This window comes from Pedobacter cryoconitis, assembly GCF_014200595.1.
GTDB lineage: Bacteria > Bacteroidota > Bacteroidia > Sphingobacteriales > Sphingobacteriaceae > Pedobacter > Pedobacter cryoconitis_C.
Genome location: NZ_JACHCG010000001.1, coordinates 2,783,451 through 2,790,612, shown reverse-complemented (window position 1 = coordinate 2,790,612; position 7,162 = coordinate 2,783,451). Strand labels below are relative to the sequence as shown.

The following is a 7,162-nucleotide window of genomic DNA, read 5'->3' as shown; positions in this document are numbered from 1 at the left end:
TATGGAATTTATTAGCAAGAGTAAAAAGTTTGTGAAAACGGCAGAAGTATCCCTGCTGAATACAGGGATACCGGCTATAGAAGTCAAAGAATTTAGTCACCATGATTTGCTGGCTACACTGATCAAAGTGAATGTTGCTTCAAGTGTGGGAAATCTTCAGGCTGGCGGGAAATTCCATATTCTGGAAACGGGTAGTGTAAATGCTGAAATAGGTAACTTATTAAGTGCTTATGCCGATCAGGTTAGTCTGTGGACTTTTGCTGAGCAGCAGCAAACAAGCAGTTACGATATTGTGGTCAGTATTTTGACCAGGAGCGATGTGAGTGAAGAATTGCTGGCAAAGCTTAAACCCAGCTTAAAAGAAAATGGATTACTCGTTTTAGAGGTCACGGCCGGACATCCTGATATCCTGGTTTTTCTGGCAGAGGCAGGGTACGGGCAAATGATGATTTATCCGCTGGATCATGGCGGACATGCGATTCTGGCAAAGAGCAATGGCATTATTGAGGTGTCAGCTCAGGTCATAGTTCCGGAAGTGTCACCAGCTGTCCCTGCGTCGTCCTTAGCCGCATTACCAGCTACAGTTGAAGATAGCGGCTGGTTAATGGCAAAACTGGTCACTATTGCTGCCGCAACGATTGCATTGCCTGAAGAAGAATTTGAGGTCACTACGCAATTTAAAGATTACGGTTTCGACTCGATTATTGGTATTGAGCTGATCAATAATATTAATGAGGAGCTAAACCTGGCTATAAAGGCTACTGATTTATACAGTTACCCAAATATTACATTGCTGACAGCTTACCTGCAAAAGAACTTTGCTTCGGTATTACAACCTCCTGTTAAACAGGCGGAAGTGCCTGTAGTCATCGCTGAAAAGAAAACTGCAATTGAGCGTCAGGTTCTTACACCTGAATCTGAATCATCGGCAGAAATTGCCATCATTGGAATTAGCGGGCAGTTTGGTACTGCTAATGATCTGGATGCCTATTGGAAAGTACTCAAAGAAGGCAGGAGTTTAATCACGCCGGTCAATACTGAAAAATGGAGTGAAAACGAAAACAGTTCAGGGCAAACACGCTGGGCAAGCTGTTTAGCGGATGCTGCCTGTTTTGATCCTTTGTTCTTTAAGCTTTCGGGTTCTGAAGCGGAGATGATGGACCCGATGCAAAGATTATTCTTAGAACATAGCTGGAAAGCTATTGAAGATGCGGGGATTAACGCTGATCAGCTTTCTGAGGTAAAATGCGGTGTTTATGCCGGGGCCGGACAAAGTGATTATGCAGCTGCAACTGAAGGGACTTTGCCTTCTGCTTTGTGGGGTAATTCGAGTGCAATACTGGCTTCACGGATATCTTATTTTTTAAATTTAAAGGGGCCTGCTATTGCGATCAATACTGCCTGTTCCAGCTCACTGGTTGCTATAGATCTGGGTTTTAACAGTCTGCAAAGAGGGGATACTGATTTGGTGCTGGCTGGTGGTGTGAACATTATTAACTCTGAACAGGCTTATACCATGGCTGTTAGAGCAGGGATGTTATCTGTGGATGGCCGCTGTTATACTTTTGACAGCAGAGCGAATGGATTTGTAATGGGTGAAGGGGTTGGTGTCATCGTTTTGAAAAGACTGGCCGATGCGGAGCGCGACAATGACCGGATCTATGGCGTAATCAAAGGGAGTTTAACCAATCAGGACGGCACAACCAACGGAATAACTGCACCCAGTGTATTGTCGCAGCAAGAACTGGAAAAAGAAGTCTATGACAGGTTTAACATCAATCCTGAGACGATCAGTTATGTGGAAGCACATGGAACAGGTACCAGCCTGGGTGATCCGATAGAGTTTGAAGCTTTAAGCGCATCCTTCAGGTCTTATACTGCTAAAAATAATTTCTGTGCTTTAGGCAGTGTGAAGACTAATATTGGCCATGCACTGGAAGCTGCGGGAATTGCCAGTGTACTTAAAGTTGTACTGGCACTAAAACATCAGCAATTACCGCCAAGCATCAACTATAAACAGAACAATCCACTGATCAATTTTGAAGGCAGCCCGTTCAGGATACAGGATCAGCTGACTGTTTGGAATACTCCTGAAAATACACGGAGAAGGGCAGCGGTGAGTAGTTTTGGTTTTAGTGGTACCAATGCCCATCTGGTCATTGAAGAATATATTCCCGTGCAAAAACAGCAAGTTCAAAACTCAGGAGAAGTCCTGGTTTTATTGTCTGCAAAAAACAAAGAGCAATTGCTGTTACAGGCTGAACAACTGATACAGCATATTCAAAACGAACCAGCTATAAACTTATACAATATTGCTTATACACTTCAAACCGGCCGCTCAGTAATGGAAGAACGTCTTGCTGTTCCAGCTGAAAATTTGAACGAACTGGTGAAACGCCTTACGGATTTTACCAGGGGAAAAGCCGGTCAGTATTATAATGAAAATATCAGAAAACATAAGAAAGCAGTAGCTAATGAAGTCAATGAGATGGCTGTTATTCAGGGTGCTATAGCTGGCAAGTTATGGGATACTTTAGCAGCATACTGGGTGAAAGGGTTCCATATAGAGTGGGCTCATTTTTATCTGGATAGCAAACCTGATAAGATTACTTTACCTCATTACCCATTTTCCCGGGAACGTTTCTGGTTAAAATCAATGAAGGCTACAGGGAGTTCAAACGCTGTTTTACATCCACTATTGCATGCTAATAACTCTACGCTTTACAAGCAGCAGTTTAGCAGTATATATACTGGAAGGGAGTTGTTTTTAAGAGACCACAAGGTTCTTGGAGATCAGATTTTACCCGGCGTTGCCTATCTTGAAATGGCCAGAGCTGCGGGAGCATATGCAACGGAAGCTACCATTACTCAAATCAAAGAGGTTAACTGGTTACAGCCTGTTAAGGTTAACGCGTCACCAGTTCAGGTTCATTTGAGTCTTGAAGCGAAAGGCGATACTGTAATTTATGAAGTCTATTCCAGCGGACAAGAAAAGCAATTACATGGGCAGGGAGTTTTAAGTACTTTATCACTGTCTGCACCAGGGAAAAAGGATATCAACGAATTGCGCAATAGCCTGACGCAAAGCAGTTCTAAAAATGGATATAAAGACGGAGCTGATTATTATGCAATATTTTGTTCGATAGGGCTTGATTACGGGAAAACTTTCCAGGGAGTTCAGCAGATTTATTACAGTGAAGAAGCTGCATTGTCCAAAATCTCCTTAACCGCAGAAACTGGTTTCAGCTTATCAGCCGGGATGATGGATAGTGCATTGCAAACCTGTATGGCAATCAGTCTTTTAACACAAAACCAGCAATTGATGCTCCCTTTTAGTGTAAGAGAAATCAATATTTATCAGCCGTTGCCAGAAGAGATCTGGTGCTACGTCAGCAAAAACAGCTCAGGTAAATCTGCCAGCAGTTATGAAATAGAGTTGCTAAACAGCGCAGGAGAGGTGCTGATCAGCTTTACGGAGTTGGTGGTTCTGCCATTGGATGCTAACAAGGTTAATCAGACCATTAGCAATACTCAGTTAGCAGAGGTGTCAGATGGACTGCATTTATATAGTCACAATTGGCAAACAACTGCTATAGTACAAAAAGAGCAGCATGCAATTCCATTGGTTCTTCTGGCTGGAGGGTCAGCATTGCTGGCAGAAAAACTAGAAGAAAGACTGGAATGTGAGGTCAAATTGATCAGTGAAAATACGCCTGAAGGTGTTTTTCTTCAACTACTGGAAGAATTCCAGCAGCGGAAACTGGCCAAGACCATGATTCAGTTTGTCTACGCCATAGCTGATGAACTGGATTATGGTTTCATTTCCGGGATGTTAAAAACAGCGGTACAGGAAAGTTCGCTGCTGATGGGTAAGACGATTGGTGTAGAAAGCCTGTCAGTCAATGAATTGAATTTGTTGACAGAGATCTTGTCAGCAGAACAAGGAGACCCGGCAGCAGAGGTACGTTATCAAAATGGAAAGAGGGAAGTGAACGGGCTACAGGTATTAGCTGCCATTGATAATTCACTTCAAGACGCTGTTTCTTCAAAAAATACTGGTTTGAGAACCGGGATTAAAGAAAATGGGGTATACCTGATTACTGGCGGTGCTGGTGGTCTGGGGGTGATTTTTGCCGCTTATCTGAATAAAACAGCCGGAACAAAAGTGATCCTTGCAGGCAGAAGCGCACTGAATAAAACACAACAAGAACGCTTAAAGGAGATGCCGCATACGGTTTACGAACCTTGTGATGTGACCCGTATCGAAGAGGTCAAAGCTTTGATAGAGAAAATCAAAGCTCAATATGGATATTTAAATGGTATCATTCATAGTGCCGGAGTGACCAGAGATAGTTTGCTGCTGCATAAAACAGCAGCTGAAGTTCAGGATGTGTTTTCAGCTAAGGTAAACGGCGCTAAAAACATAGATGAAGCAACCAGACAAGAGCAACTGGACTTTATGGTTTACTGTTCTTCGCTGGCCGGAGTTTTTGGAAATACAGGACAATCAGATTATGCGGCTGCAAATGCATGGCTTGATCATTATGCTGGTTACCGTGAACGGGAGCGTATTCAGGGTAAAAGAACAGGTAAAACCTTAAGTATCAACTGGCCGTTATGGAAAACAGGTGGAATGCAGATCAGTGCGGAGCAGGAGAAATATATGGCGCATCGTTTTGGTTTATTGCCAATGCCAACTGCTGATGGTCTTGAAGCTTTAGCACGATTGTTAAACAGTACGGTAAAACAAGGCACTGTGATTTATGGTCATCCGGAAAAATTAGGGATTCAGGCAGCTTCAGCTGTACCTGAGGAAGCTGTTCCTGTTATAGCAGCTCCTGTTCTGGCAGCAGATGATGATTTACAGCTGGCTGCTACAGCTTATTTGGGTGAATTGCTGGCTGCCGCGTTAAAAATACCTGTGGCGAGGTTACAACCGGATGTTCCTTTTGAACAGTTTGGAATTGATTCTACAATGGTCATCAGGTTAACCAATATTTTAGAAGAAAGTCTTGGTAAAGTGTCGCGGACGGTGTTTTTTGAATGCCAGACCCTGGATGAACTGGTTTCTCATTTCTTAATTACGCACCGCGATGTACTCTATACCTTAACGGGTACTGCTCATGCAGCCGGTACTACTAAAGCTGCTATTATTACTCAGTCCGTGAATACTGTTTTAGCTCCTGCGAGATCAATCATTCCTGTTCCTGAACAGAAAACCAGGATGGAAAGTCAAGCGCGGATAGCGCCTCAATTAACAGCTGATGTGGCCATTATAGGTGTCAGCGGCAGATATCCGGGAGCCAGAAATCTGAATGAGTTTTGGGAAAACTTAAAAGCAGGAAAAGATAGCATTACAGAAATCCCGGACGGCAGATGGAAAATCAGTGATTTTTACGATCCGGCGAAAGGTAAAAACGGGAAGACCTACAGTAAATGGGGAGGTTTTATGGAGGATGTTGATCTTTTTGATCCGTTATTCTTTAATATCTCTCCAAGAGAGGCAGAAATCATGGACCCTCAGGAAAGATTGTTTTTACAAACAGTATGGGAAACCATGGAAGATGCAGGTTATACCAGGTCAGGGTTACAAGGAAAAACGGAGGAAACATCCGGCCTTGCTGGTCAGGTGGGTGTTTATGTCGGCGTGATGTATGAAGAATACCAGTTATTCGGGCCGGAAGAAACAGCGGGAGGTAATCCTACCGCTTTATTAGGAAATCCGAGCAGTATCGCGAACAGGATCTCTTACTTTTTCAATTTCCACGGGCCAAGCATGGCGGTAGATACCATGTGCTCTTCTTCTTTAACAGCCATACACTTAGCCTGTAAAGACTTACAGTCCGGAGAAATAGAAATGGCAGTAGCAGGTGGCGTGAATTTAAGCTTGCACCAGAACAAGTACCTGATTTTAAGTGAAGGAGGTTTTGCATCCAGCAAAGGACGCTGTGAAAGTTTTGGAGAGGGTGGCGAAGGATATGTGCCCGGGGAAGGCGTGGGCGCAGTATTGCTGAAGCCACTCAGCCGCGCAATAGCCGACGGTGACCGTATTTATGGTGTGATCAAAGGTACTGCGGTTAACCACGGAGGTAAAACTAATGGCTATACGGTTCCGAATCCAAAAGCACAAACCGCGGTCGTGAAAACGGCGATGAAAAGAGCGGCCGTGAAAGCTGAAGATTTCAGTTATATCGAAGCTCATGGTACGGGTACAAGTCTGGGCGATCCGATAGAGCTGACCGGCTTGAAAAATGCGTTTGAGTGTGCTGGAAAGCAATTTTGCAGTATTGGCTCGGTTAAATCCAATATCGGACATTGTGAATCGGCCGCAGGAATATCGGGACTGACTAAAGTATTGTTGCAAATGCAACATCGCCAGCTGGTACCTTCCTTGCACTCTGCTACTTTGAACCCGAATATTGATTTCGAAAATAGCCCATTTAAAGTACAGCAGAAGCTGGAAGAATGGCCTTCTTTGAATCAAAAAGCCCGTATAGCAGGGATCAGCAGTTTTGGAGCAGGGGGCAGCAATGCACACATCATCATTGAAGAATACATTAGTCCTGAACCTGAACATTACAGTACTGCCGGGCCAGCCATCATCTTACTATCGGCAAAAGACAGCAGCAGACTTAAAGATCAGGTGATTAACCTGAAAAATCTGGTAGAAAAACGTGCTGAACTGAGCCTTTATGATATCGCTTACACCTTACAAACCGGAAGGGAAGCCATGGAAGAAAGATTGGCATTTTTAGCCGTGGATAAGGCTGAGTTAGTGGGTCAGCTGACTAATTATCTGGAGAAAAATACACAGGATTTACTGACTGGAAATGTCCGTAAGGATGATCCTGGATTTTTGCTGGAAGGAAAAGCTGGCAAAGCCTATCTGGAAAGTGCGATCCTGGAAAGGGAAAACCGTTCTTTAATCCAGTTATGGATTAAAGGCGTGGGCATTGACTGGAATTTGTTGTATCCTAACAAAAAGCCAGCAAAGATCAGCTTGCCTGCTTACCCTTTTGCGAAGGAACGTTACTGGTTTCAGCAGAAGGAAAAAGCAGCTGTAAAGCATAGCAATCAGCTTCATCCCCTTTTACACGTTGCGGATGAAAAACAATTACATCCTCTTTTACATGCTTACAAAGCAGAATCTACATTCTAATTG

At 43.7% G+C, this 7,162-nt stretch carries 1 protein-coding gene; it reads left to right on the top strand.

All coding sequences use genetic code 11. The annotated features are described in order from the left end of the window. Window position 1: 1 nt before the first annotated feature. Window positions 2-7,159, top strand: coding sequence for an SDR family NAD(P)-dependent oxidoreductase (locus HDE70_RS11900; RefSeq protein ID WP_183890286.1), 7,158 nt, complete (start codon window positions 2-4; stop codon window positions 7,157-7,159). Window positions 7,160-7,162 lie beyond the last annotated feature (3 nt).